A 24,931-nucleotide genomic window follows, 5' to 3' on the forward strand; every position below is an offset into this window, starting at 1 on the left:
AGATGAAGGGTTCCGTCGCGCGAGCGGCGCAGGAGAGAAAGCATGAATGTCAGACGATATCGGGCCCGGGATATGCGTGATGCGATGCGCCAGGTGCGCGAGCAGCAGGGCGAGGATGCGGTCATCCTGTCCAGTCGCCGGGTGGATGGCTGGCTGGAGGTGGTTGCGGCGCTGGAGGAGGACGCATCGTCGGAGCCGGTCTGCGAGCCAGAAACGGCGAGCACTGGCCGTGCGCCGCGCCCATCGACGGAGTCCGCACGCGAAGGTGCCACCGGGCATGCCGCACCCTCGTGGCCGGCGGATCCCGAGCTGACCGCAATGCGTCAGGAGCTACGCGATCTGCGCAGTCTGATGACCCGCCAGTACGCCGAGAGCGAGGAGGCTCGCTGGGCGGCCCGTCACCCGCTGGCGGCGGAATGCAAGGCACGCCTGATTGATCGCGGCTTCAGCGAATCGCTGGCGCGCAGCCTGGCCGGCAGCATCCTCGACGACAGTTCCCCCGAACAGGCCTGGGAACGGTTGCGGGCGCGGCTTTCAGGTGCAATCGCCACGCACCGTCCCACTATCCTCGACGAGGGCGGCCTGCTGGCAATGGTCGGGCCTACCGGGGTCGGCAAGACCACCACGCTGGCTCGGATCGCGTTGCGCCAGATCCGCCGCATGGGGCCGGATTCGGTTACGCTGGTCACCCTGGACAGCCAGAGGATCGGGGCGACCCGGCAGTTGCAGGCCTTCGCCCAGATGGCGGGGATTTCGGTGCGTGTGCTGCAAAATCCGGGGGAATTGCGCGACTTGGCGCGGCGCGTGGAGGATGGGCACCTGATCCTGGTGGATACCGCAGGGCAGGCCCCGCGGGCGGTGGAGGATGAATCCCTGTTCGCGCATCTGCCGCCGGATATTCGGGCCGAGAGCTGGCTGGTGGTATCGGCCACGACCCAGGGCAACGCCTTGCGGCGGGTGCTGGAGGCCTTTCGCAAGGCGGAGCCCTCCGCGCTGGTGTTGACCAAGCTGGACGAGGCGGAACAACTGGGCGAGGTGCTTTCGGTGCTGCTGGACCAGCACCTGGGTCTGGGGTTTGTCAGCGATGGTCAGCGCATCGCCGAGGACTTTCACCGGGTCGATACGGGGCACCTGACCCGCCTGGCACTGAACGATGATGCCGAGAGTGCCGGTGCAGAGGGGAATCCCCGGGAGACCTGGGCCGCCGAACGCCTGGCGGAACTGGATCCGCCCCGCAGGGCGCGCACACAATCGCGCCCTGCACGCAATGCCGAGCCTGCGACACTGGAACTGATTCAACCGGTTGGAAAGGGGCGTTATGCCACGCACTAACAAGCCTTTGAAGGTCATTGCGGTCGCCTCGGGCAAGGGCGGGGTGGGCAAGACCAACGTTTCGGTGAATCTGTCGGTAGGCCTGGCGCGACTGGGTCGAGACGTCATGTTGTTCGACGCCGACCTGGGTCTGGCCAATGTGGATCTGCTTCTCGGCATGCGCCCGGAACGCACCCTGCATGACCTGGTGACCGGAGCCGTAGAGAGCCTGGAGGACGTCCTCGTGCAAGGACCGGATGGCGTGAAGGTCGTGCCGTCGGCATCCGGAATCGCCGCCATGGCGAACCTGACGCCGGCCGAACATGCCGGGCTGATCCACGCTTTCAGCGCTTATAGCAAACCTCTGGACGTCCTGGTGGTGGATACTGCAGCGGGTTTGCAGGAGTCCGTTACCTCGTTTTGCCGGGCGGTGCAGGAAACCCTCGTGGTCGTGTGCGACGAACCGGCGTCCATTACCGATGCCTATGCGCTCATCAAGGTGTTGCATCGCGATCACGGGCTTCGCCGCTTCCGGATGGTCACCAACATGGTCAGCGGGCGCGAGGGTGCCGATCGACTGATGCAGAAGCTGAATACCGTCTGTGGCAACTACCTGCCGGAGGTCGTGCTGGACCTGGCCGGCTATATCCCCATGGACGAACATTTGCGCAAGGCGGTGCAGAAACGGGCGCCGGTGGTGCAGCAATATCCCGGGAGTCCGGCCGGGAAGGCGTTTGCGGAACTGGCGCGTACAGTGGATCGCTGGCCGGTGGGTGGCGGTGACCACGGAGGTGTCGGGTTTTTCGTGGAACGAATGCTGCAGAGCGCATGATGACAACGCGTAATCGACTTTCCGGCTATCAGGCTACGTCCTCCGCCAGCGGCGGGCATGAACAGCTGATTGCCGATCACGTCGAACTGGTGCATCGCATTGCGCACCACCTGATGGCGCGGCTGCCTGCCTCGGTGCAGGTCGACGACCTGATCCAGGCAGGCATGATCGGATTGCTGGAGGCCGCGCGGCAGTTCGAGGGCGGTCAGGGCGCGACCTTCGCCACCTATGCCGGCATCCGCATCCGGGGCGCGATGATCGACGAGCTGCGGCGCAGCGACTGGACACCGCGCTCGGTCCACCGCAACAGCCGGCGGATCGCCGCCGCGATCCAGACCGTCGAGGCCCGCGAGGGGCGGTCGGCCCGGGGCAGTGAAGTGGCGGCCGAGCTCGACGTGCCGATCGACCAGTACTACGACATGTTGCAGGACCATGCCGGGGCCCACCTGTTTGCCCTGGATGATCTCGGCGGCGGGGACGATGGCGCCGACCGCGTGATCGAGGGGCAGGAGGCGTCGCCTGCGGGCACGCTAGAGGCGGGCGAGTTTCGCGAGGAACTGGCCGAGGCGCTGGGCGATCTTCCCGAGCGCGAACGCTTGGTGCTCTCGCTTTACTACATCGAGGAACTCAACCTGCGCGAGATCGGGGCCGTACTCGGCGTGACCGAGTCGCGCGTGAGCCAGATCCGCAGTCAGGCCACTATCCGGTTGCGGGCCCGTCTGGGCTCGTGGCTCGAAGACGGCACCGCTTTGCAGTTATTCTAAAACCCACCCTACGAATCCCGGAGTGACGTGTGGACAAGGGAATGAAGATTCTCATCGTGGACGACTTTTCCACGATGCGGCGCATTATCAAGAACCTCTTGCGCGATCTCGGCTTTAACAACACGCAGGAAGCCGATGACGGCAGCACTGCGTTGCCGATGCTGCAAAACGGTGATTTCGACTTCCTGATCACCGACTGGAACATGCCGAACATGCCGGGTATCGACCTGCTGAAGGCCGTGCGGGCCGATCCAAACCTGAAGTCCATGCCGGTGCTGATGGTCACCGCCGAAGCCAAGCGCGATCAGATCGTGGAGGCCGCGGAGGCGGGCGTGAACGGGTACGTGGTCAAGCCGTTCACCGCCGAGACGCTGAAGGAAAAGATCGACAAGATCTTCGAACGTATTGAAGCACAGGGATAATTGATTCCCGGTATTGAATACGTACGCCGCCCGTTACACCTGCGAGGGCGGACGCGACCCGGCCCCTTCGGCGCCGTATCAGCAAGAGGCTTCCCATGACTGAACAGGAACACCCACCGCGCGATGGCCAGCTCGAGCTCGCCCGGCAACTGGTGCAGACGCTGGAGGCGGGCGATGACGCCGGTGCCCGGGCACTGGTGCAGGATCTGGCCCGACCCTATGACCGTGAACTCTTCGACGAGCTGGGCAAGCTGACACGCGATCTCCACGAGGCGCTGCAGAGCTTCCGCGGGGATTCACGCCTGGTCGAACTGACCCAGGCCGAGATCCCCGACGCAAAGGAGCGCCTGAGTTACGTCGTGACGATGACCGAACAGGCGGCCCACGACACGATGAACGCCATCGAGTCGAGCCTGCCGATCGCGGAATCGTTCAGCCAGCAGGCGGCCGACCTGACAGCCAAGTGGACACGCTTTCGCAACCGCCAGCTGTCGGTGGATGAATTCCGTGACTTCGCACGCGAACTGGACAGCTTCTTTGCCCAGGCAGGGGAGGACACCGAGGAGTTGCGCCGACTGCTCTCCGAGGTCTTGATGGCGCAGAGTTACCAGGATATTACCGGCCAGGTGATCCGCCGCGTGATCCAGCTGGTAACCGATCTGGAAGAGAACCTCGTGTCCCTGATCCGGCTGTCCAGTGGCCGGTTGGAGCAGGTCGAGGCTGCCGAGGCATCGCTGGAACGCAGCGAGGAGGACCGGGAGGCGAACCGCAAGGGTCACGGTCCCAGCGTGCCAAAGACTCAAGATTCCGGCGCGGATGTCGTTCAAGGACAGGACGAGGTGGACGATCTGCTTTCGAGCCTGGGCTTCTAGGCCGTGCACCTCATGCGAATGGCGCCACGCGACCGGAGAGACTGAATGGCCATCGACCCCAATGACGAAATCCTTCAGGACTTCCTGATCGAGGCCGGGGAACTGCTGGAGGGGCTCAACGAGCAACTCATCGACCTGGAGCAGAACCCGGACGACCGGGATCTGCTGAACGCGGTGTTTCGCAGCTTTCACACGATCAAGGGCGGCGCCGGATTTCTGAGCCTGGATCCGCTGGTGACCGTGTGTCACCACGCCGAGGATGTCTTCAACCTGTTGCGCAATGGCGAGCGGCGGGCCGACAGCCACCTGATGGACACGATGCTGCGTGTGCTGGACACCCTGAACGTGATGTTCGGGGACTTGCGCTCCGGTGTCGATCCCACGCCGGCCGAGGCGGACCTGGTCGAGGACCTTCGGCGCATGGCCAACAACGAGGACGTGGCGGCGGAGGCAGCCGCACCACCGCCAGCGCCAGAACCCGAGCCGGAACCCGAGCCACCACCGGCGCCCGATGGCGAGTCCCCGGCCAACGGCGACACCATGGTCGGTGCCGATGACGAAATCACCGATGACGAATTCGAGGCCCTGCTTGACAGTCTGCACGGTGACCAGCCCCCGAAGGCGGTGGATGGGGACAGCGTCCCGGAGGCGTTGGCCGGGTCGGGGGCGGAATCCGGGAGGGCCGATGCCGGTGGCTCGGGTGACCTGATCACCGACGACGAATTCGAGAACCTGCTGGATGAATTGCAGGCAAAAGGGGCCGGACCGGCGGCCAACACGGAACCCGAAGAATCCGACGAACCCGGCGCGCCGGTGCCAGAACCGGTTGCGGCGGGCGCGCCCGAACCCGAAAAGGCACCGGAGCCGTCCGCTGCCGGCGGCCAGGGCGGCGGGGGTGCGCGCGCCGGAGGTGGGGCCGAGGCCGGTGGCCGGTCCGCGCCGCAGGGCGAGACCTCCGTGCGTGTGGATACCGAGCGTCTGGACGAGATCATGAACCTGGTAGGCGAACTGGTACTGGTCCGGAATCGCCTGAGCATGCTGCGCTCCCAGCATGTCGATGACGAGCTGGGCAAGGCGATCAGTTCCCTGGCCCTGGTGACCTCCGACCTGCAGACCTCGGTGATGAAGACCCGGATGCAGCCGGTGAAGAAGGTCTTCAACCGATTCCCGCGGGTGATCCGCGACCTGTCGCGGAACCTGGGCAAGGAGATCGAACTGGAGATCTTCGGCGAGGATACCGATCTCGACAAGAACCTGGTCGAGGCTCTGTCCGACCCGCTCGTGCATCTGGTGCGCAATGCGGTGGACCACGGTATCGAGACGCCTGACGTCCGCGAGGCGGCCGGCAAGCCGCGCAAGGGGACGGTAGTGCTCGGGGCGGCCCAGGAAGGCGATCACATCGCACTGCTGATCAAGGATGATGGGGGCGGCATGGATCCGCAGGCCCTGCGCCGCAAGGCCGTGGAGAAGGGCCTGATGGAACCCGCGATGGCTGAACGCATGACCGATCGCGAGGCCTTCAACGTGATCTTCATGGCCGGATTCTCAACCAAGACCGAGATCTCCGACGTCTCCGGCCGCGGGGTCGGCATGGACGTGGTCAAGACCAAGATCTCGCAACTCAACGGCACCATCGAGATCGACTCCGAGATTGGCGTGGGCACCACCCTGCGGGTCAAGCTGCCGCTGACCCTGGCGATCCTGCCTGCGCTGATGGTGATCCTGGATGGCCGGCGTTTCGCCATCCCGCTGGCTTCGGTCTCCGAGATCCTCGATCTGGATCTCACCAAGACACACTACGTGGATGATCAGGAAGTCATCATCGTGCGCAAGCAGGCGCTCCCGATCCATTACCTCAAGCGCTGGCTGAAGCCGGGGCACGAGCCCGAGCCGCGCAAGGATGCCCACGTGGTCGTCGTGCATACCGCGGACCGCAAGGTCGGCCTGGTGGTGGACGACCTGGTGGGCCAGGAAGAGGTCGTTATCAAACCGCTGGGCCAGAATCTGCAGGGCGTAAAGGGGTTGGCGGGGGCGACTATCACGGGGGATGGCGGGATCGCGCTGATCCTCGATGTCTCCGACCTGGTGACGATCCTGATGCGGCAGTTGCAGATGTCCGGTCGACCGCGCCGAGCATCGCGCTCGAGCGAGGGCTGAGGATGCCGATCAGGGTTCTGGTAGTCGACGACTCGGGTTTTTTTCGCCGACGTATTGCGGAGATCCTGGACTCCGACTCGGGAATCGAGGTAGTCGGCTCGGCGGAAAATGGCGAGCAGGCAATCACGAAGGTGCGGGAGCTCGACCCCGATGTCGTGACCATGGATATCGAGATGCCGGTCATGGACGGCATCACGGCCGTGCGCAAGATCATGGCCGAGCATCCGCGGCCGATCCTGATGTTCTCCAGCCTGACGACCGAGGGCGCGCAGGCGACCTTGGACGCACTGGAGGCCGGGGCGGTGGACTTCCTGCCCAAGCGCTTCAGCGACATGGCGGGTGACGAGGACAGCGCCCGCATGCTGTTGCGCCGTCGCGTCCGCTCGCTGTCGCGCAGCCGGGCACGCTCGGCCAGTGCCCCGGGCAGCAGCGCACCGGCCCGCGAGGCGCGGCCAACGGCGCGCCGGGAGGAAGCCGATCGCCAGGCCGCCGCCGATGCCCGCAAGCCGGCGGCCCCGGTTGCGAGCACGCGCCCGCCGACCCCGCTGCGTCAGTTGCGGGCAGTCCTTATTGGTACCTCCACTGGCGGCCCGGTGGCCCTGCAGGAGGTCCTCAAGCCGTTGCCGGCCACGTTCCCGCTGCCCATCGTCCTGGTGCAGCACATGCCGGCCAGCTTTACCCCGGCCTTTGCCGAGCGCCTCAATGCCATGTGCCACATCGAGGTACGCCAGGCGAAGGATGGCGATGTGCTTAAACCGGGCGTGGCCCTGCTGGCACCCGGGGGTATGCAGCTGACTCTGGAACGGGGCAGCCAGACTCACGTGCGGATCGCCGAGAGCCCCCTTGGAACGATCTACAAGCCAAGCGTGGATGCGGCATTCACCTCGGCCGTGGACGCGCTGCGTGGCCAGGTCCTCGCGGTGATACTGACTGGCATGGGTGCGGACGGGCGCGAAGGGACACGGGCGTTGAAGGGCGTGGGTGCGCAGGTATGGGCACAGGATGCGGCCACTTGCGTGGTTTACGGGATGCCCGCCGCCGTGGCGGAGGCCGGATTGACAGATCATGTGTATCCGCTGCCCGAAATCGGTCCCGCCCTGGTCAAGGGGTTCTGCTGACATGGATATCCTGAGCCTCATCGGGGTGACTCTGGGGCTGGTGGCTGTGCTCGGTGGCAGCATTGCCAAGGGTAGTGGGCTGGGCGCGCTGTGGAATGCGGCGGCCTTCGTGATCGTGGTGCTGGGGACGCTGGGGGCCACCCTGGTGCAGGCCCGGATGCCGGTGTTCATGCATGGCATGCGCATCCTGCCCTGGGCCTTCAAGCCGCCGAAGGTCGACAACCGCGCCATGGTGGAGCAGATCGTCGAGTGGTCTCACGTGGCACGCAAGGAAGGGCTGCTCGGGCTGGAGACGCTGGCCGACGAGGAAAGCGACGGCTTTGCGCGCAAGGGGCTGCAGTTGCTGGTCGACGGTAGCGAGCCGCAGAGCATCCGCCAGATCCTGGAGGCGGATCTCGACAATCGCGAGCATTTCGACATGCAGGGCGCGAAAGTCTTCGAGAGCATGGGCATCTACGCGCCGACCCTCGGCATCGTGGGCGCGGTGATGGGACTGATGGCGGTGATGCAGAACCTTGCGGACCCAAGCAAGCTCGGGGCGGGAATCGCGGCCGCGTTCGTCGCCACGATCTACGGCATCGGGTCGGCCAACCTGTTGTTCCTGCCGGTCGCAAATAAGTTGAAGTCGATTATTCAGAACCGCTCGCAACACCAGCAAATGCTGATGGAAGGTCTGATCGCGATTGCCGAGGGCGAAAACCCGCGGAACATCGAAAGCAAGCTGAGTGGCTTCATCCACGAGTGAGGTCAGCATGGCACGGCGCAAGCGGGCGGAAGAACACCAGAACCACGAGGCATGGGCCATCCCCTATGGGGATCTGGTCACCCTGCTGCTGGCGTTCTTCGTCGTGATGTACGCCATCTCGTCGGTGGATGACGGCAAGTACCGCGTGCTGTCGGAATCGCTCGTGGATGCGTTCAGTGCGCCGATGCAGGCCGAGCCGATCCAGGTGGGGGATCCCACCGTGGCGCGCGAACGCAGTCCCCAGGATCTTCGCGCCCTGGTCCCCATCGAGGTGCAGCCCGGGCTTGTGGAAGACGGTCCGCAACCGATCGACATGGCCCTGAGCGGGATGCTGGACAATGCGTCGGACGATGAAGGGATGCAGGCCTTCCTCGATGACCTGGCCGACATGGCACGCGAGATCGAGCAGGCGATGGCCCAGTGGATCGAGGACGGCGACCTGCGCGTTACCCGCGAGGCCTACTGGCTGGAGATCGAGATCACCAGCCGGCTTCTGTTCCCGTCGGGGTCGGCCACCCTGAACCTGGAAGCCGTGGACCTTTTGCAGGAGGTCGGGGGTATCCTGGCACCAAGGGTGTCGCGGATCCATGTCGAAGGGCACACCGACAATGTTCCCATCCAGACCACGGTGTATCCTTCCAACTGGGAGTTGTCCGCCGGGCGGGCGGCGGCGGTCGTGAGCGTTTTCGAGGAGGTCGGGATCGATCCGGAGAACCTTGTCGCCCTGGGCTACGGGGAGCACCGCCCGGTGGCCAGCAATGACACCGCGGATGGACGCGCCGAAAACCGGCGCGTGTCCATCGTGGTACTGCCCGGAGAGCGTCCGCGCGCCGAGGGCGCGCAGGAGCCGGAGCGCCTGCGCGAGGATCTTCCGGCTGCACCGCTCCCGACGGATGGAGATACACCATGAAGGTCTGGGCGGTTGCAAACCAGAAGGGGGGCGTTGGAAAGACCACCACCACCGTGACACTGGGCGGCCTGTTGTCCGGACCGGAACAGCGCGTGCTGCTGGTGGACGTGGATCCGCACGGTTCGCTCACTGCCTATTTCGGCCATGATCCGGAAACCGCCACGCGCGGGGTGTACGAGCTCTTCAGCCAGTGCGCCGAGGGAGCCGATCCGGACCCGAACGGTCTGATCCGCGAGACGCGTTTCCCGGGGCTCGATCTGCTGACCGCGAGTACCGCCCTGGCCACCCTGGATCGGCAGTTGGGCACCCGCAGTGGCATGGGGCTGGTCCTGCGACATGCGCTGGAGAAGGTCGCCGGGCAATACGACTACGTGTTGCTGGATTGCCCCCCGATGCTGGGCGTGTTGATGGTCAATGCACTGGCGGCCTGTGACGAGTTGCTGGTGCCGGTGCAGACCGAATTCCTGGCATTGAAGGGCCTTGAACGGATGATCAATACGCTGAAAATGGTACAGAAGTCGCGCAAGGCCGAGTTGCAGTACCGAATTATCCCGACGCTGTTCGATCGGCGCACGCGCGCGGCACACGAGGCCCTCGCGGAACTACGGAGGTTGTACGGCGATGACGTCTGGCCCGGCGTTATCCCGGTGGATACGAAATTCCGCGATGCCTCCAGTGCGGGACAGCCGCTGTGCTTCATGATCCCCGATGCGCGCGGCGTGCTGGCCTATTCGGACCTGCTCGAGGCCATTGGCGGGCAATTGTCCGCCCCCCATGAAAGGAGGCGGCGCGGATGAAACGATCCACGGTCGACAACCTCGCCCTCAAGGCAGAACCAGAGGCGCTGGACGACTACTTCGGCAGCCTGCTGGACGAGCCGGCACCGGTCCCGACGCTGTTGCGGCCGAATCTCCTCGAGCCCCCGGCACCGGCAGAGGAAACTCGCGCCCCGGTGCAGGAAGCCGATCCGCTCCCGACCACGACACCCACGCCCGTTTCCGACGAGGCACCGCCACCCCCACCGGCCGACCCCGCCGAGCAGGAGTACGTGCGACCGGAGCAGCCGTTCTCCGCCCTGGTGATCGAGGCCGGGAACCTGACGCTCCTGGCACCCCTGCACGCCCTCGGTGGGGTGGCACCGCTGGACAGCCTTGAGGTACGACCAACGCCGAATCATTCCGTCTGGTACCTTGGTATCGCCGATACCAAGCAGGGCCGCGTCCAGCTGATCGACCTGGCCGCCGTGGTGACCCCGGAAGATCGCGACTACGAGCCGGATACCGCCCGGCAGGTCGTCTTCCTTGCGGGATCGCGGTTCGCGCTGGCGTGCCGGGCGATCCATGGGACCCGCGTTATCCAGCCGGAGTCACTCCGCTGGCGTAACCAGCGGAGGCGCCTGCCCTGGCTGGCCGGGGTAGAGCGCGAGAAGATGGCCACGTTGCTGGACCTGGAGGCACTCGACCGCACGCTGGACGAGGGCGGCTGGGACTGATTGGCTCGATGCGCATTCAAGCATGGCGGCGATCGGCCGATAACCCGGTCAGGACGACACCACTGGGCGGCTCCCGCCTGCACCGAATATCGAGGACGACATGAGCAGCGCACAAGACGTAGAAGCCATGGCCAAGGCCGACACCGCTCCGTATGTGACCTTCAGCCTCGCGGAGGAGACCTACGCGATCGATGTGCTGCAGGTCCAGGAAGTCCTCAAGGTCACCGAGATTGCGCCGGTCCCGGGTGTACCGGATTACATCCTCGGCATCATCAACCTGCGCGGCAATGTGGTCACGGTGATCGATGCCCGGAGGCGCATGGGGCTGGACGATCGGGAATCCGACGAGGCCTCGCGCATCGTGATCATCGACGTGGACAACCAGAACGTCGGGATCCTGGTGGACTCCGTATCCGAGGTCGTGCGGATCTCCCCGGACGCGGTCGAGCCGGCTCCGGAGGTTGGCAATGACGACAGCAGTCGTTTCATTCAGGGGGTGACCAGTACGGAGGAGGGCCTGACCATCCTCGTAGACCTGAACAAGCTGCTTTCGGACGAAGAGTGGGCCCAGTTACGCGAACTGTAGTCACTCGCACAAGGTCTACACTGGAGGTGGACGAGGACCATGAGGCGCAAGCCGGGAGGTGAGCCATGGTCGATGAACTTCAGCCGGACCGGTCCGTGCGACCGGTTTACACGACCGTTCCAGGTCGCCAGCTGAGCGATGACCACGACCGCGATCCGGTGTTCCGGCCCGCCGTGCGTCCGAGCCAGCAGCGCCCCCCGCGAAAGGAAAATCGCGACAAACGCCACGGTCTGATTGACGATTACGCCTGAGGGCGCGCGCAGACGCCTGTCCGGCGGCGGCCCCATGGGTGCCCCGGGGGCATTTCGGTTCACGTCGAACCGCGTTGCCCGTGACTCGCTGGTCATGCGGTCATGATTCACGCGACAATCAGGCCGCCTCGGTTTTCGGGAGAGGGCGAGCAATGGGAGAGGGAATGCTGATCTGGCTTGCCGCGTTTATCGCGCTGCTGGCGACCATCATCGCCGGGTTTGCCGTCGGGCTGGTGATCCTGTTGCGTCGCCAGTTGGCCGCGCTACGCCAAGACTATCAACGCCAGGCCACCTCGGTCATGGCTCTGCAGGGTGCAATGAAGGCGTTGTCCGAGGGTGTCGCCACGCATGGCCAAGCACAAGCATCCGTTCAACGGGCTCTGGCGCGGCTCCATGATCAGCACACCGAGTTACGCGCCCGGGAGGGGGACAGCGGCGCCTACGAACAGGCGATTCGTCTGATCCAGCAGGGTGTGGGGCGAGAGGAGGTTCGCCGGCGCTGTGGACTGACCTCGACCGAACTCGATCTCCTGTTCAGCCTGCACGGCACAGGCACCGCCGGTGACTCGGGGCACATGAGCCATTCATGACCCATGGTTCGGGCCACCACCTGCTCCGGGTTGTCGGGATGGATCCTGGTATCCGCTGGAGCGGTCGTCGGGAGTAATCCCCGCCAGCAGGAAGACGAAGGCGAGGATCTCGGCTACCGCGACGTAGAGTTCCTCCGGAATCTCGCTCCCGACGGGGATCTGGGCCAGGGCTTCACTGAGAGCCGGGTCCTGGTGGAGCGGAATGCCGTGTTCCTCGGCGATTTTCAGGATCGCCTCCGCCGTCAGGCCCGAACCGCTGGCAGTAATCTTCGGCGCGCGGCGCCGGTCCCACTCCAGTGCAACAGCCCTGGAGGGCGGCGAGTCCCGGTGCGGGGGGCGCGTCCCGGTATCCTTGGATTTCATCCGTTCAGGCCTGTTCGTCGACCATGCGGTGTGCATTCGCCGGCCGCGGGTCGGTGTCGACGGTGCCCTGACGGACCGACAGACCCGTGACCGTCAGTTCGCGTTCGGCGAACCGGTCACGGAGATACGCCATCTCGCTGCGCAGCCGCGTAACGGTATCCGGCTCGCTTGCCGTGAAGTGCACGCTGACCCCGCCATGATGTGACGCAACCGCAACCCGGGTGGGGCCCAGGTCGCCCAGATCCAGCCTCAATACGATGGACCATGGCGCCTCGTCGCCAGCCTCGTCGGTTGTGGGTTCGCGCTGGATCTCTCCATGGATGCTATGGATTCCCTGTTCGCTGCGAAGCGGAAGCTCGAAAAACCAACGGTTATTGCCCGGCTCGTCGCTGGCAAAGGACTGCAGTGACTGCAGTTGCAGCGATGTGACCCGCTTGAGCAGGCCTTCCAGCAAGCCGGTCAGCGCGGGCAGGGCCGGGGATGACGCGGTGGCGCCGGGTGCGGGGGGCTGCACGAAGGCGCGTGGTTCGGGGCCCTGGCGAAGTTGGTCGGCCGCCCGGAACAGCTGGCCCTTGAGATCCGCCGCGAGCGCATTCGTCGGGGGCTGGCCGCGGCCGGCCAGCCCCAGCATCGCCTCCATCCAGAGCCCGGAATTCTGAACATGCTGGCGCAGGCTGTCGGGCTGCGTTAGCTGTCCGGGGGTGGGCAGGATCTCGACGAGACGCTGGAAGGCGGGCGCGCCCAGGGTTGCCGCAGCCAGGTTGGGCGTCGCCTCGCCGCGCGGGGCCCCTGCCGGTGGCGTGAGGAGGCCCTGGAGGGTCGGGCCGAGGGGGCGGGCCCCGGGAAGCTGGTGGCGCAGTTCCTGCCCCAGCCATTGCTGCACCGGATTGGTCGGCGGGCCAGCGGGTCGGGGCACGGCGCGATCCGGCGCAAGCGGCATCAGGCGCACTTCCAGGCGGGGCTCGGTGCGGGTGATCTCCGCCAGCATTGCCGTGCCCCCGGCGCCCGCGCGGTTCAGCAGGGGTTCGGGCAGGGCGCCGGCCAGTTGCGCGGTGACCACCGGTGCGGGAGGGGCCGCGCGCGGCGCCGCCGGCGCCAGGCCCCTGGCGGCTGCTGGTTCGAGTCGCAGGCGGACGCTGCGATCCGGCAACACGTCCAGGACACGCACCTCGATGCGCACCCCTGGCTGGAGGCTGGTGCGCGCGCCGTTCCCCGAGCCGCCGGATACGTTGCCGGGCGGCGTCCAGCCGGGTATGCGGGGTCCGCCTAGGTCGACCATCGATCGGTCCCTGGGTGCAAAGCCTCAGCATCGCATACTGCGGGGCAGGGGGCGAAACGGCGCCGGTTCGCGGTCGTGTTTGTTATCCTTAGGCCCGGTTGATCGGGACGGTGATTCGATGTCGGAGATACGAGTATTGATGGTTTGCCTGGGCAATATCTGCCGCTCGCCGATGGCTCACGGCGTGTTCGAGGCACGGATCCGCGCGCAGGGTCTGGAAGATGTTATCGAGGTGGATTCGGCGGGGACGGCCGGGTACCACGTGGGCGCGAAGCCCGATCCCCGTGCCCGGCAGGAGGCGCGCTCCCGTGGATACGATCTGGAACCGCTGCGCGCGCGCCAGCTGGAACCGGAGGATTTCCGGGAGTTTGACTACATCCTCACCATGGATGATGCGAATTACCGCAACGCCGAACGCATCCGTCCGGCGGACAGCCGGGCGGAGTTGCTGCGGTACCTGGATTTCGCACCCCAGTTCGACGATCACGAGGTCCCCGACCCGTACTACGGTGGAGATGACGGGTTCGTGCATGTGATGGACCTGATCGAGGCGGCCGCAGACGGGCTGCTGGAACACATCCGCGAACGTCACACCCTCAAGGCATCCTGACGGCGACGGCATGCACCCGGCCGGCGTTCCCGTGCCGGGCCGGAATCCTCGGTCGGCATACGTGGCATGGTCCGGCGTTCCCGGTTTTGCACCGACAAGGGGCCCGCCAAATGGCGGGCCCCTTGTCCCGTAATGCCGGAGGAAACCTGATACCTCCAGTCAGTCGTCGCCCTTGCGGTTCGGGCCCTGGTTTGCCGGTTCCGTCGATTCCGTCGTGGGCTTGGGTGTTGCGGGCTTTTCCTCTTTCGTCTCGGCTGGCGTTGACGCGGCCGTGGAAGCAGCGGCAGCCCCTTCATTACCTTCGTTACCCTGCGTGTCATCCGTGCCGGCCGGCCTGGTGCGCTTCGCCTTCGGCTTGGCCGGCGTCTCCGACGTTTCCGGCGTTTCCGCAGACGGCGTCCCGGACTTGCTTGCCGGCTCGGCCGAACGGGCCGCGGTACGTGTACGGGCCGGGCGCTTTGCGGGGGTCGGCTCGCGCTCCCCTTCGGTCGTGGCGGCTTCTGCTGCGTCGGCTGTCGGTGCGGGTCCCTTCGCGGGCGGCGTAGCGGTTTCGGGTTGCGCCGTAGCGTTCGCCTCGCCCCCCGACGGGGTCACCTCGCTGGCGGATGAATCCGAGGCCGGCTTGCGCCCGCGGCCACTGCGACCGCGTCCCCTGGCGGGGGCGTCGGCGTCGGGAGCGATCTTGGCCGAGGCATTCGCGGGTTCGCCACCCGCCTGAGCATCCTGCGGGCTCGCGGCTTGTTCGCTGTCCGGGGACTGGGGGCGTTCAGCGCGGGGCTTTTTGTCGCCTTTCTTTCCCGGGGCAGGGGAGTTATCCGTGCCTTGAGTGGCGTCGTCCTTTCCGGCTTCCGGCGCGGAGGCCTCGCTTGCCGGGTTCTGCGTGCCCTCGTTTCCAGTGTCGCCTGTATTGTCGCCGGAGCGGGCTCGACCGCCACGGCGGCGGCCACCGCGACGGGAGCGCCGGGAGCGGGAGCGGCCCTTGCTGCCGTCCTCTTCATCGGATTTCTGCGGACCCTTTCCGTCTGACGCCTCGCTCGCATCCGCAGCCGGGGCGTCGTCCTTGCCCCGTGCCGGTTTTTCGGACGGCTTGGCGTCGGCGGTCTTTTCGCCGCCCTTGTTTTCGGAACGGGCCTCGGGACCGCGGCTTGCAGCGACGGGCTTCGCCGATTCCCGGCCCGCAGCCTTGTCGGTGTCGCCATCCTTCGTGCCGCCGCGACGGGAGCGACCCTTGGCGCCATCGGTCTTGGCGGTGTCGTCCTTGGAACTTTCGGGCTTGTCGGGGCCGGCCTTCTTGCCCTTGTCCCCGTTGTTGCGCTTGTCCGCGGCCTTGCGGCCGCCGTTGTCTGCCTTCTTGCGGCCACTGCCGCGGGCGCCGTTGCCCTTGCCGCCGCGATTGTCTTCGCCGTGCCGGGCACGCCCGCCTTCCTTGCGTCCGTCATCCTGTCCTTCTTCCTGCCCGTTTGCGGGGGCGGCATTGGGGAACAGCGAAGACCAGATGCGGGCAAAGAAACCCGGCTCGGGTACCGGTTCGGCGGTCTCGGGGGCCGTCGGACCACGTTCGCTGACCGGGGCCGGTCCCGTCATCTTGACGCCCTGGACCAGGGGCTTCTCGACCCTGCTCCGGCGCTCCTGATGCGGATCGCTGTCGTCCTCGACGATCTCGACGAGCTCGTGCGAGCCGCGGTCGCTGATGGTCTCCTCGCGCTCGTCACCGCGAACGCGGCGCACCTCGAAGCGGGGCGTGAGATATTGCGGGTTGGGGATGATACTGATGTCGACCTTGTGGCGGTCCTCGATATCGGTGATCGATTCGCGTTTTTCGTTCAGCAGGAAGGTGCCGACGTCCACCGGTACCTGGCCCATGACCAGGCCGGTGCGGTCCTTCATGGCCTCTTCCTCGATCAGGCGGAGGATGGACAGGGCCAGGGACTCGACGCTGCGGATCTGTCCGTGGCCCTGGCAGCGCGGGCAGGTGTTCTGGGAGGACTCGCCCAGCGAGGAACGCAGGCGCTGGCGTGACATTTCCAGCAGGCCGAAGCGGCTGATGCGACCCACCTGAACCCGAGCGCGATCCATCTCCAGTGCTTCGCGCAAGCGGTTCTCCACGTCGCGCTGGTGCTTGTTGGCGTTCATGTCGATGAAATCAATCACGATCAGGCCGCCCAGATCCCGAATGCGCAACTGGCGTGCAACTTCCTCGGCCGCCTCCAGATTGGTGTGGAAGGCAGTCTCCTCGATGTCACCGCCCTTGGTGGAACGAGCGGAGTTCACGTCGATCGAAATCAGGGCCTCGGTATGGTCGATGACCAGTGCGCCACCGGAGGGAAGGGTGACCTCGCGATCGAACGCGCTCTCGATCTGGCTCTCGATCTGGTAGCGGTTGAACAGCGGGACCGGGTCATCGTAGCGCTTGAGCTTGCGCAGGCTGTTCGGCATCACCAGGCGGACGAAGTCCTCGGCCTGTTGATGGACATCGCCATCATCGATGATGACCTCGCCGACGTCATTGCGCATGTGATCGCGCAGGGCGCGGATGATGACGTTGCTTTCCTGATGGATCAGCGCCGGGGCCTTGGCCTTTTCCGCGGCCTCGGTAACGGCCGCCCAAAGGGCGGTCATGTAGTCGAGATCCCACTGCAGTTCTTCGGTGCTGCGACCGACGCCGGCGGTGCGGGCGATGACTCCCATGCCCTCCGGCATGGTCAGGCCGGACAGGGCATCGCGCAGGGACGCGCGATCCTCGCCCTCGATGCGGCGCGAGACGCCTCCGGCCTTGGGATTGTTGGGCATCAGGACCAGATAGCGGCCCGCAAGGCTGATGTAGGTCGTCAGCGCGGCCCCCTTGTTACCGCGTTCTTCCTTTTCGACCTGAACAAGGAGTTCCGTACCTTCCTTCAGGAAGTCGCGGATCGGCTTGTCACTGTCGTCCGGCGCGCCAACGGCGGTATGCGCAATCTCCTTGAACGGGAGGAAGCCGTGGCGATCAGCACCAAAGTTGACGAACGCAGCCTCGAGGCTCGGTTCGACCCGGGTGATCTTGGCCTTGTAGATGTTTGCTTTCTTGCGCTCGCGCGAGGGCAGTTCGATGTCGAGGTCGTACAGCCGCTGGCCGTCGACCATGGCGACACGCAGCTCTTCGGGCTGCGTGGCATTGATCAGGATCCGTTTCATGCAATGGACTCGGTAGGGCGTCCTGGCATCCGGCAGGGATGATCGGCACCCCGGATGCGGCGATTGAACGGCGGCACGGCAACGCTTGCACGCGCGTGCTCGCCGCGGCGGCGCGTAGCGGAAGCCAGCGCGCCAGCCAGGTGTTCACCAGCAACCACGGGATCAGCCGCCTGCGGGAGGCGGAGCCGGGGAGACAGGACTGGGTTAGAAGAAATAGCGTCACAGTGTCGCTTTCGGGCGATGGCCCTTCGACCGGCAGCCGTCGTTGGCTGGTGGATCGAAGTGGCAGGTGATTCGAGGCGCGTTGCCGGCATATCGCGGGAACGTACCGTGCGCCAATGTAGGGCATAACCCCCCGTCTGGGCAAGTATTTTCGGCCGTAAAAGGGGTGGACCCAGTAGCCCGGAGGTCGGTGCTCGGGTAGCATCCCGCGCCATGAAAGGACGCCAAGAACCCTCCGGCCCGCGCAGCTTCCACGTCACCGAGCGGGGTGACGGCCAGCGGCTCGACAACTTCCTGCTGCGCGAACTCAAGGGCGTGCCCAAGGGCCTGATATACCGACTGGTGCGCCAGGGCGCAGTACGTGTGGACGGGCGCCGGGCCAAGGCGCACAAGCGTCTGGCCGCGGGCAACGAGGTCCGTGTACCCGACCTGGACCGTCCGGAGGCAGCGACCACCGAGATCCCGCCCAGGGTGCTCGAGCGCCTGCGTCAGGCGATTATTCACGAGGACGACGACCTGCTGGTGCTGGACAAGCCCTCCGGGCTGGCGGTGCACGGCGGCAGTGGTCTGTCCTTCGGGATCATCGAGGCGATGCGGCAGTTGCGGCCGGATACCGATCTGGAACTGGGACACCGCCTGGACCGCGAGACGAGTGGGTGCCTTGTGCTGGCCAAGCGCCGCGCGGCACTGCAGGACTTCCATGCGGCCCTGCGCGAAGGCCGGGTGGAGAAACGCTATCTGGCCCTGCTGGTGGGACGTTTCCCGGGGGATCAGCCAATCGAGTGCGATGCGCCTATCGCCAATGGACGCCAGGACGATGGTCGTCGCCGGATGAAAACCGGGGACGCTGCCCCCGGAGATGGTCGAGCCCGCACAGCGCAGAGTGTCTTCCTGCCGCTGGAGGCACACGGGGCCTTCCAGTTGGCCGAGGTGCGCATCGGGACCGGGCGCACCCATCAGATCCGGGTCCACAGTCAGGCCATCGGGCACCCGGTAGCGGGCGACCATGACTACGGGTTGCCGGACGCCAACCGGACCTTGCGTCGGCATGGCCTGAAACGCCTGTTCCTGCACGCGCAGGCGCTGGCATACCAGTCGGCGGACGGTGAACGGCATATCTTTTCGGCGCCCATGCCCGGGGAACTGGGCGACGTGCTGGCCCGCCTGGATGCCGGGGACGGCGAGGCCACGTGACAACCCCCTTGTTGCCCCCGGTGAACGGAGAACTGCGCCTGGTGGTGTTCGACTGGGACGGGACGCTCATGGACTCGCCACGCCGTATCGTCCACTGCCTGCAGCGTGCGGCGGCGGAGCTAGGCGCCCCGGTCCGTGACGAGGCGGCCCTGCGCAACATCATCGGACTCGGCGTTCAGGCCGCCGTACGGGAACTTTATCCGGATGCCGATGACCACTTCGTGGGGCGCTTCGCGACGACCTATCGGGCGTGTTACCTGGAGGCCGATGATGCCCCGGAGACACCCCTGTTCGCGGGTGTGGCCGCGCTGCTCGACTGGCTGGCGGCACGCGAGGTGCTGCTGGCCGTGGCGACCAGCAAGTCCCGGCGCGGCCTGGATCAGGCACTGCAGACGACCGGCCTGGGCGGCTACTTCGTTGCGACAGCCACCGGGGATGAGCATCCGTCGAAGCCGCATCCATCCATGCTTGAATTCGTGATGGCACGGGCAGGGGTGGAACCGGTCCGTACGCGCATGGTGGGTGATAGCGTTTATGATCTCGAGATGGCACGGCACGCGGGCGTGCCGGCGGTGGGCGTGACACACGGTGTCCATCCGCCGCAACGGCTGGAGGGTGCCGGGCCGCTGGCACTGCTCCCCGATCTTGAAGCACTGCTGGAGGCATTCCGCCAAGCCGAAGGCGAAGATTAACCAAGGAGCCACGATGGGCTGGGCAAACGACAACAAGCCGGGCTGGGAACGCGAGACCCTGGAGAAGCTGGTCCAGGCGCAGGTGATCGAGCAGCGCCGGGCCCGGCGCTGGGGCATCTTCTTCAAGCTGCTGTTCTTTTTCTACCTGGTCGCGCTCCTGATCCTGGTGCGCGGGGGCGATATGGGTCTCGCAGGCATGTTCGAGACCGAACGTGAGCCGAGCGAACACGTGGCGGTTGTCGAGGTCGAGGGCCTGATTGCCTCCAGTGCGGCGGCCAACGCCGAGGACATCTCCAAGGTCCTGAACGAGGCCTTCGAGTCCGAGGGCACCCGAGCCGTCATGCTGCGTATCAACAGCGGCGGGGGTAGCCCGGTACAGGCGGCCAATGTCCACGACGAGATCCTGCGGCTGAAAGAGAAGCACCCGGATACCCCGGTCTACGCGGTCATCGGGGACGTCGGCGCCTCGGCTGCCTATTACATCGCCGTGGCGGCCGACGAGATCTATGCCAGCCAGGCCAGTATGGTGGGCTCGATTGGGGTGCGCATGGACAGCTTCGGGCTGGTCGACCTGATCGACAACATCGGCGTGGAGCGCCGCCTGTTTACCGCGGGCGAGAACAAGGGGTTCCTGGACCCGTTCCTGCCGCTGGACGAGGGCCATGTGGACCACCTCGACGGCGTCTTGCAGGGCGTACACGAGCAATTCGTGGATGTGGTGCGTGCCGGGCGCGGCGATCGTCTGGTCGAGCGGGATGACCTGTTCAACGGGCTCATCTGGACGGGCGACCGGTCGGTGGAGCTGGGGCTGATCGACGGCCTGGGTTCCGATCGCAGCGTGGCCCGGGACGTGATCGGTGTAGAAAAGCTGGTGGTGTTCGAACCGCGCCGGAGCCCGCTGCAACTGCTGTTCGAGGATCTCGGGATGGCGGCCTTCCAGCAGTGGATGACCCGGGAATCCACGCCCCAGTGGCGCTGAGACGCACCGGGACCACAAGGGAAGGGGTCAGGAACGGTCGATACGCGTTACCCGGGCGATCATGCCGATCACCGGGTGATCCAGGTAGAACAGGTCGTCGCCCGAGTTCATTCGCTGGCTTCCCCGCACCGTGATGGCACGGGGCGGCTGATCGTCCATCGGTTCGTCGACGTGGTAGATCAGGTCGGTCTCCAGATGGAGGAACCGCCCCACCCAGATCCGTAGCCGGCCCTCCAGTTCGAAGCGTTCTTCCCGGTCTACCATCAGCGGACGGGGCGACAGGCCGCGTTCGGGCCCGACCGGGTCATGCAGCCCCAGGCGCCGGCCCTGCTGGACCCGCAGCCACGGGGCCGAGGCATGGTCGCGGCCGGTCTGGTCCCAGGCCAGGCGCGCGATGATGCGTCCGGCACCCGAGTCCTCCACGCGCCGCACCACGCGCTGCAGCTCGAAGCCGCGGCGGGAGCTGCGATAGTTTCGCCCGCCCAGCTCGGATTCGCCCAAGGCCGCCTCGCGCGGTGCCGCGAGCTCCATCTGCAGCCGCCGGCTCTCGTCCGTACGGTGCTCGAAGATCACCAGTTCAATCCGGTACTCGCGCCCCGCCTGGGCCAGCACCGGGCCAGTGGCTCCGACCACGGGCAGGGCGGCGAGGCCGGCCAGCAGGCGACGGCGGAAAGGATTCGGGACTTCGGACGGGATGTTGGACATTCAGGCGGCCTGTTGTTCGGGGCTGATCGTGTTCAGTAGGCGCAGGACGGCCTGCGCGCGGGCTTCCAGTGTCTCCATCGGCGCGAAGAAGCGGAAGGCCTTCTGGCCATCGAGTTTGTACGCCTGCGGATCGGATTGCACCAGCTGGATCAGGGCCGCGATGTCCAGATTGGGACTCGGCCCAAAGACCAGGCGGCCCCCGGCGGGGCCCAGTTCCAGCTTGCGAATACCCAGCGGGGTCAGCTTCAGGCGCAGGCGAGCGGCCTCGAACAGGGCCCTGGCCGGATCCGGCAGCAAACCGAAACGGTCAACCAGCTCGACCTCCAGCTCGCGCAGGGCGTCGGAGGATTCGGCGCTGCTGATGCGCTTGTAGAGGATCAGGCGGGTATGCACGTCGGGTACATAGTCGCCCGGGAGCAGGGCTGGCAGGCCGAGTTCCACCTCGGTCCCCGTGGCCTCGGGGGCTTCCAGTTCCGGCATCTTGCCGGAGCGCAGGGCGTTGACCGCACGGTTGAGCAGGTCGTTGTACATCGAGAAGCCGACCTCGTGGATTTGCCCGCTCTGCTCGTCTCCAAGCAGCTCACCGGCGCCGCGGATCTCGAGGTCGTGGCTCGCCAGGGTAAAGCCGACCCCCAGGTCTTCCAGCGAGGCGATGGCCTCCAGGCGCTTCTTCGCGTCGGCGGTCATGGCCTTTTCCGGCGGGGTGATCAGGTAGGCATAGGCCCGATGGTGCGAGCGACCGACTCGGCCGCGCAGCTGGTGCATCTGCGCCAGGCCCAGCTTGTCGGCGCGGTTCATCACGATGGTGTTGGCGGTGGGGATGTCGATGCCGGTCTCGATGATGGTGGTGCACACCAGGATGTTGTAGCGCCGGTGATAAAAATCGAGCATCACCTGTTCCAGCTCGCGCTCGCGCATCTGCCCGTGGGCGATACCCACGCGCGCGCCGGGCAAGAGGTCCTGCAGGCGCTGGGCGGTGCGCTCGATGGTGTTTACCTCGTTGTGGAGGAAGTACACCTGGCCGCCGCGCCGGATCTCGCGCAGGCACGCCTCCTGGATGATGGCGTCGTTCCACTCGTTGACGAAGGTCTTGATCGCCAGCCGCTCGCGCGGCGGCGTGGTGATCACCGACAGGTCGCGCAAACCCGCCAGCGCCATGTTGAGGGTACGCGGGATCGGGGTCGCGGTCAGCGTGAGCATGTCCACCTCGGCACGCATTTTCTTCAGCGCTTCCTTGTGGCGCACGCCGAAACGCTGTTCCTCGTCGACGATCACCAGACCGAGGTTGGAGAAATCGAGATTCGCCTGCAGCAGCTTGTGGGTGCCGATCACGATGTCGACCTTGCCGTCCTTGAGCCCATCCAGAACCCCCGCCTGTTGCTTCGCGCTGCGAAAGCGCGACAGCGATTCGATACGCACGGGCCAGTCGGCGAAGCGGTCGGTAAAGTTCTGGTGATGCTGCTGCGCGAGGAGGGTGGTGGGGACCAGCACCACCACCTGCTTGTTGTTCTGCACCGCAACGAAGGCCGCGCGCATCGCGACCTCGGTCTTGCCGAAGCCCACGTCGCCACAGATCACGCGATCCATCGGGTGGGTGTCGGCCATGTCGGCCAGGACCGCGTCGATGGCCTGCTGCTGGTCCAGGGTTTCCTCGAACGGAAAGCCGGCGGCGAAGGCGTGATACTCGGCGGTGTCGGTATCGAAGACCGTGCCCTGCTTCGCCGCGCGGCGCGCATGGATGTCGAGCAGCTCGGCGGCCACGTCCCGGGCCTTTTCGGCCGCCTTGCGACGGGCCTTGGTCCATTGCTCGCTGCCCAGGCGATGCAGCGGGGCATGCTCGGCATCCGCGCCGGTGTAGCGGCTGATCAGATGCAGCGACGACACGGGGACGTAGAGCTTGGCCTCGTCGGCATATTCCAGCGTGAGGAACTCGGATGGCTGGCCGTTGAAGTCGAGGGTCTGCAGGCCCAGGTACCGCCCCACCCCCTGTTCCTCGTGGACCACTGGGGCGCCGATGGTGAGGTCGCTGAGGTTCTGGATCACCGCATCGGCGTCGCGCGTGGTGCGGTTGCGCCCACGGGTCTGGCGCGCGCGTTCGCCGAGCAGTGCGGACTCGGGTGCGACCGCGACGCCCTCGGGCAGGACGAAGCCCTCGCCGAGGGCCGCGACGGTCACGTGCAGGCCGGGGTCGGCGTTCAGGAAGGCGTCCCAGTTGTCCACCGCATGATGGGCCACGGACTGTTCCCGCAGCAGGGTCAGCAGGGCCTCGCGGCGCCCGGCGGATTCCGCCGTCAGCAGGACGCGCTGTTGTGTGGCAACGAAGCCTTTCAGGCGCTGGGCCGGATCCTCCCGACCCTGCTGCATGCCCAGTTCCGGCAGCGGGTCGCAGGCGAACAGGATCCGCGCGCCGCGATCCTGCGGGAGCGGGGCGGTCGGGTCGCCCAGGCCGATCCCGTCATGTTCGCGCAGCGCGCCGGCCAGATCGTCAAGGTCGAGGTAGAGGCGCTCCGGCGGGAGCAGGGGGCGGTCAAACTGATGGCCGAGCTGCTCGAAGCGGTCGCGGATCTCCTGCGCGAATTCCTCGGCGGCCCCGGCGATGTTGCCGACCTGCACGACCTGAGCGCCGGGGCAGTAGTCGAATACGGTATCCATGTGTTCGAAGAACAGCGGAAGATAGGCCTCGATGCCCGGGGGAACCAGACCCTCGCTGATGTCGCGGTACACGGCGTGGCTGGACGGATCACCGGAAAACTGCGCCCGGTAGCGGGTCCGGAACTCGCTGATGGAGGTCTCGTTCAGCGGGAATTCGTGGCTGGGCAGGATCTCCAGGCGTTCCACCTTTTCGGTGGAGCGCTGGGATTCCGGGTCAAAGCGGCGCAGGGAGTCGATCTCGTCGTCGAGGAACTCGATGCGGACGGGCTCGTCGGCCCCCATGGGGAACAGGTCGAGGATCTCGCCGCGCACCGCGAACTCGCCATGGCTGATGACCTGCTGCACGGCACTGTAGCCGGCCTCGGCCAGGTTCTCGCGCAGGGTCATGCGATCCAGGCGCTGGGCGGTCTGTAGCGAGAGTCCCTGTGTGGTCAACCAGTCGCGGGGCGGAAGGCGCTGCATCAGGGTGGAGACGGGCATCAGCACGATGCCCCGCTCCAGCCCCGGCAGGTGATACAGCGTGCGCAGGCGCTCGGAGATGATGTCCTCGTGCGGCGAGAAGACATCGAACGGCAGGGTTTCCCAGTCCGGCAGGCGCAGCAACGGGAGGTCGTGGTCGCCGGCGAAGAATTCCCACTCCTCCTGCCAGCGGTCGGCGGCCTCGTTGGATTCCGTGATGACCAGCAGGGGGCGGGTAAATGCGCCGGCGTTGCGGGACAGGGCAAGGGTGGCCGCCGAGGCATTAAGCCCCGACCAGACCTCGAAACCGGATCCGGGGAGACGACCGGGCTTGAGCGGATTGCGCCGTTGTTCGGACATGGGCCTGTGCGGTCGGGGCTGCGGAAAGGGCCGCGATTATACGGATTCCTCCGTGCGGGTGCGCGTGGTCCCTTGAAGGTCAAGGGCGGCTTGACCACGGAGGGCACGGAGAGGTCCAGGTCAAGGGCGATTTACAGGAAGTTTGGAAGACGGGAAGGGAGTTGGGGTGAAGGGCTGGGCCCGTTGGCTCACCGG

Annotated in this window: 22 protein-coding genes and 1 pseudogene; 18 read left to right on the forward strand and 5 right to left on the reverse strand. The window is 66.3% G+C overall.

What is annotated here, in order from left to right; translation table 11 throughout:
• Positions 1-42 precede the first annotated feature (42 nt).
• The 14 genes and pseudogenes from flhF to ACESLR_RS00660 all read left to right on the forward strand — a co-directional run.
• A pseudogene (gene flhF, locus ACESLR_RS00595) lies at positions 43-1,150 on the forward strand (flagellar biosynthesis protein FlhF); the annotation flags it as partial.
• Between the two features lie 168 nt (positions 1,151-1,318).
• Complete coding sequence (locus tag ACESLR_RS00600; protein ID WP_373025288.1) at positions 1,319-2,143, forward strand: MinD/ParA family protein; 825 nt, start codon at positions 1,319-1,321, stop codon at positions 2,141-2,143.
• Positions 2,140-2,907, forward strand: coding sequence for an RNA polymerase sigma factor FliA (locus ACESLR_RS00605; RefSeq protein ID WP_373025289.1), 768 nt, complete (start codon positions 2,140-2,142; stop codon positions 2,905-2,907). Before ACESLR_RS00600 ends, ACESLR_RS00605 begins: the two co-directional genes overlap by 4 nt.
• A gap of 41 nt (positions 2,908-2,948) precedes the next feature.
• Positions 2,949-3,329 carry a chemotaxis response regulator CheY gene (gene cheY / locus ACESLR_RS00610; protein WP_017942246.1) on the forward strand — a complete coding sequence of 127 codons (381 nt, stop codon included), beginning with the start codon at positions 2,949-2,951 and terminating at the stop codon, positions 3,327-3,329.
• Positions 3,330-3,424: 95 nt separating this feature from the next.
• Positions 3,425-4,201 carry a protein phosphatase CheZ gene (locus ACESLR_RS00615; protein ID WP_373025290.1) on the forward strand — a complete coding sequence of 259 codons (777 nt, stop codon included), beginning with the start codon at positions 3,425-3,427 and terminating at the stop codon, positions 4,199-4,201.
• Positions 4,202-4,246: 45 nt separating this feature from the next.
• The gene (locus ACESLR_RS00620) at positions 4,247-6,358 is read left to right on the forward strand and encodes a chemotaxis protein CheW (RefSeq protein ID WP_373025291.1); all 2,112 of its coding nucleotides are present in this window, start codon (positions 4,247-4,249) and stop codon (positions 6,356-6,358) included.
• Between the two features lie 2 nt (positions 6,359-6,360).
• A complete protein-coding gene (locus tag ACESLR_RS00625; RefSeq protein WP_373025292.1) occupies positions 6,361-7,476 on the forward strand; it encodes a chemotaxis response regulator protein-glutamate methylesterase in 1,116 nt (371 codons plus the stop codon).
• Between the two features lies 1 nt (position 7,477).
• Positions 7,478-8,221: a flagellar motor protein gene (locus ACESLR_RS00630; protein WP_373025293.1), complete on the forward strand. Its 744-nt coding sequence runs from the start codon at positions 7,478-7,480 to the stop codon at positions 8,219-8,221.
• A gap of 7 nt (positions 8,222-8,228) precedes the next feature.
• Positions 8,229-9,131, forward strand: a complete 903-nt coding sequence (gene motD / locus ACESLR_RS00635; protein WP_373025294.1) for a flagellar motor protein MotD — start codon at positions 8,229-8,231, stop codon at positions 9,129-9,131.
• Positions 9,128-9,928, forward strand: a complete 801-nt coding sequence (locus tag ACESLR_RS00640) for a ParA family protein (protein ID WP_373025295.1) — start codon at positions 9,128-9,130, stop codon at positions 9,926-9,928. Before motD ends, ACESLR_RS00640 begins: the two co-directional genes overlap by 4 nt.
• Positions 9,925-10,623: a chemotaxis protein CheW gene (locus tag ACESLR_RS00645; protein WP_373025296.1), complete on the forward strand. Its 699-nt coding sequence runs from the start codon at positions 9,925-9,927 to the stop codon at positions 10,621-10,623. The genes ACESLR_RS00640 and ACESLR_RS00645 overlap by 4 nt, the downstream gene beginning before the upstream one ends.
• 127 nt (positions 10,624-10,750) lie before the next feature.
• Positions 10,751-11,209, forward strand: coding sequence for a chemotaxis protein CheW (locus tag ACESLR_RS00650; protein ID WP_373025303.1), 459 nt, complete (start codon positions 10,751-10,753; stop codon positions 11,207-11,209).
• Between the two features lie 65 nt (positions 11,210-11,274).
• A complete protein-coding gene (locus ACESLR_RS00655) occupies positions 11,275-11,460 on the forward strand; it encodes a hypothetical protein (protein WP_373025297.1) in 186 nt (61 codons plus the stop codon).
• A 164-nt stretch (positions 11,461-11,624) separates the two neighbouring features.
• Positions 11,625-12,050, forward strand: coding sequence for a DUF2802 domain-containing protein (locus ACESLR_RS00660; protein ID WP_373025298.1), 426 nt, complete (start codon positions 11,625-11,627; stop codon positions 12,048-12,050).
• Here ACESLR_RS00660 and ACESLR_RS00665 read toward each other — a convergent pair.
• Entirely contained in the window at positions 12,045-12,413 is a 369-nt protein-coding gene (locus ACESLR_RS00665; RefSeq protein WP_373025299.1) for an EscU/YscU/HrcU family type III secretion system export apparatus switch protein, read from the reverse strand. The genes ACESLR_RS00660 and ACESLR_RS00665 overlap by 6 nt on opposite strands.
• Before the next feature lie 4 nt (positions 12,414-12,417).
• A complete protein-coding gene (locus ACESLR_RS00670; protein WP_373025300.1) occupies positions 12,418-13,692 on the reverse strand; it encodes a flagellar hook-length control protein FliK in 1,275 nt (424 codons plus the stop codon).
• Between the two features lie 118 nt (positions 13,693-13,810).
• Here ACESLR_RS00670 and ACESLR_RS00675 point away from each other — a divergent pair, with 118 nt between their 5' ends.
• Positions 13,811-14,302 carry a low molecular weight protein-tyrosine-phosphatase gene (locus ACESLR_RS00675; RefSeq protein ID WP_373025301.1) on the forward strand — a complete coding sequence of 164 codons (492 nt, stop codon included), beginning with the start codon at positions 13,811-13,813 and terminating at the stop codon, positions 14,300-14,302.
• A 159-nt stretch (positions 14,303-14,461) separates the two neighbouring features.
• Here ACESLR_RS00675 and ACESLR_RS00680 read toward each other — a convergent pair whose 3' ends face one another.
• Complete coding sequence (locus tag ACESLR_RS00680; protein ID WP_373066562.1) at positions 14,462-17,473, reverse strand: Rne/Rng family ribonuclease; 3,012 nt, start codon at positions 17,471-17,473, stop codon at positions 14,462-14,464.
• A gap of 435 nt (positions 17,474-17,908) precedes the next feature.
• On the opposite strand from ACESLR_RS00680, the gene ACESLR_RS00685 reads away from it, so the two are divergent.
• Genes ACESLR_RS00685 through ACESLR_RS00695 form a run of 3 tightly spaced genes read left to right on the forward strand, consistent with a single transcriptional unit; the run spans position 17,909 to position 20,560 of the window.
• On the forward strand, positions 17,909-18,889 hold the full coding sequence (locus ACESLR_RS00685; protein ID WP_373024924.1) for an RluA family pseudouridine synthase: 981 nt from the start codon (positions 17,909-17,911) through the stop codon (positions 18,887-18,889).
• Entirely contained in the window at positions 18,886-19,581 is a 696-nt protein-coding gene (locus tag ACESLR_RS00690) for an HAD family hydrolase (protein WP_373024925.1), read from the forward strand. Before ACESLR_RS00685 ends, ACESLR_RS00690 begins: the two co-directional genes overlap by 4 nt.
• Before the next feature lie 13 nt (positions 19,582-19,594).
• Positions 19,595-20,560, forward strand: a complete 966-nt coding sequence (locus tag ACESLR_RS00695; RefSeq protein WP_373024926.1) for a S49 family peptidase — start codon at positions 19,595-19,597, stop codon at positions 20,558-20,560.
• A gap of 27 nt (positions 20,561-20,587) precedes the next feature.
• On the opposite strand, the gene ACESLR_RS00700 is transcribed toward ACESLR_RS00695, so the two are convergent.
• Together ACESLR_RS00700 and mfd are read right to left on the reverse strand one after the other, a co-directional pair.
• Positions 20,588-21,265, reverse strand: coding sequence for a CsiV family protein (locus tag ACESLR_RS00700; RefSeq protein WP_373024927.1), 678 nt, complete (start codon positions 21,263-21,265; stop codon positions 20,588-20,590).
• Positions 21,266-24,736, reverse strand: a complete 3,471-nt coding sequence (mfd, locus tag ACESLR_RS00705) for a transcription-repair coupling factor (protein WP_373024928.1) — start codon at positions 24,734-24,736, stop codon at positions 21,266-21,268.
• Between the last annotated feature and the right edge of the window lie 195 nt (positions 24,737-24,931).

Origin of the sequence: Thioalkalivibrio sp., from assembly GCF_041685615.1 — a bacterium.
Taxonomy (GTDB): domain Bacteria; phylum Pseudomonadota; class Gammaproteobacteria; order Ectothiorhodospirales; family Ectothiorhodospiraceae; genus Thioalkalivibrio.